Source organism: Thalassobacterium sedimentorum (assembly GCF_031127905.1).
Classification (GTDB): domain Bacteria; phylum Verrucomicrobiota; class Verrucomicrobiia; order Opitutales; family Coraliomargaritaceae; genus Thalassobacterium; species Thalassobacterium sedimentorum.
The window spans coordinates 1-1,290 of sequence record NZ_JARXIC010000096.1 but is presented as its reverse complement, the minus strand read 5'-3'; the positions used below and the strand labels follow the sequence as shown (position 1 = coordinate 1,290).

At 57.3% G+C, this 1,290-nt stretch carries 2 protein-coding genes; both read right to left on the bottom strand.

Annotation, left to right across the window (positions count from 1 at the left end; translation table 11 throughout):
• Positions 1–63: 63 nt before the first annotated feature.
• The gene (locus QEH59_RS18535) at positions 64–351 is read right to left on the bottom strand and encodes a hypothetical protein (RefSeq protein WP_308986875.1); all 288 of its coding nucleotides are present in this window, start codon (positions 349–351) and stop codon (positions 64–66) included.
• The coding region (locus tag QEH59_RS18530) for an IS91 family transposase (RefSeq protein ID WP_308986874.1) at positions 341–1,290 on the bottom strand (950 nt) is incomplete at its 5' end. The genes QEH59_RS18530 and QEH59_RS18535, both read right to left, overlap by 11 nt.

The following is a 1,290-nucleotide window of genomic DNA, read 5'->3' as shown; positions in this document are numbered from 1 at the left end:
CTCTGAAGTTACCAATTAGCGAAGCCTAATAGGTAACTATAGGTTGGACAAACCCGCGTAGGATTAAAGGGGGCGTTCGACGACTCTAGTGCTTTGCTTTTCTTTCGGCTCTACCACTGGGATCGCGCTCGTGTCGTCTTGGGCAAATTGATCCGCAGAATGCCCTTTGCTTGGGTTGTTTTTGATGGCCGACAGGCGCGAGTGATTCTCTCGCGCGGATCCCCCCGCACGAGCTTCAAAATGGTCATAAACACCTTGGCCGGCATCAAGTGGAGTCCACGAAACTGGCGCCAGAGCAAGTGCTTGCCAGTCGCGATCTTTTGGACCGTTGTATGGGAGATTAGGATACATTTTTCTTGCGATTCATATTAGACTGATGAACCAGGCCGAGACTCAGCGGCGGGCCACGGGCCGGGTGGATTTTTTGAATGCGCACGAGTTCGCCCTCGCATTTGGCGCAGCACATTGGCGGCAGATACGGCAACTCAAGATGAGCCGGTTTAGCACCGAGTAGGAGTTGCACACGGGCGAAGGCTTGCTTGGCGGCAGAACTGAGCCAGCCGTAGTAACGCAGTCTGACGAAGCGGCGTGGCAAGACATGCAACAACCAGCGGCGGATAAACTCCGTCGGCTTGAGCTTTAGACAGTGGCGGCGTTTATCTTTACTGCGGGTGCACCATAATCGGATGAGTCCATCGGCATCGTAGCCGCCCAGACGGCTCTGGTTGAACGCTGACTTCGCCACGTAGGCGGCGACATAGCGCAGCGCGGTTTTACCTCGCCCCACAGGCTGGCAGTTGACGTTCCACTTCATCTTCCAGATCTCAGGGTCGACCTGGTTGTAGAGGCCGCGGTGTCGAATCAGCAGGCTCGCTGCGAACTGATCGCGTACCTCATCCGCCATTAAAGCATGTGGCACCAGATAGCCCTCGTAGCGTGGTTGTACCAAGGCGCAGCCGCTGGCATCGAGCCCGACTGCGGGCACAATCATATGCACATGCGGATGATGCAGCATCTCGCGCGTCCACGTGTGCAGCATTACCATGAACCCCGCTTGGCCACCCAAGTGCTTTGGCTTGGCGCAGATCGACTGTAAGGCACCCGAGGCGGCACGAAAGAGCGTATCGTAGGCCGCCGCCGGGGCATGCAGAAACAGGCTCCGTAATTGCTGCGGAACCGTGGGTGTGAGCATGTAGTAAGGCACGGGCAACAGCCGCGCGGTTTGCTTGGCAGCCCAGACTTGCTGATCGTGACCGCCGCACTGCGGACAGGCACGGTGATTGCAACTAT

Bases quoted from the DNA above. Each gene is read 5' to 3' on its own strand.
- QEH59_RS18535 (WP_308986875.1), bottom strand. From the start codon at position 351: ATGTATCCTAATCTCCCATACAACGGTCCAAAAGATCGCGACTGGCAA.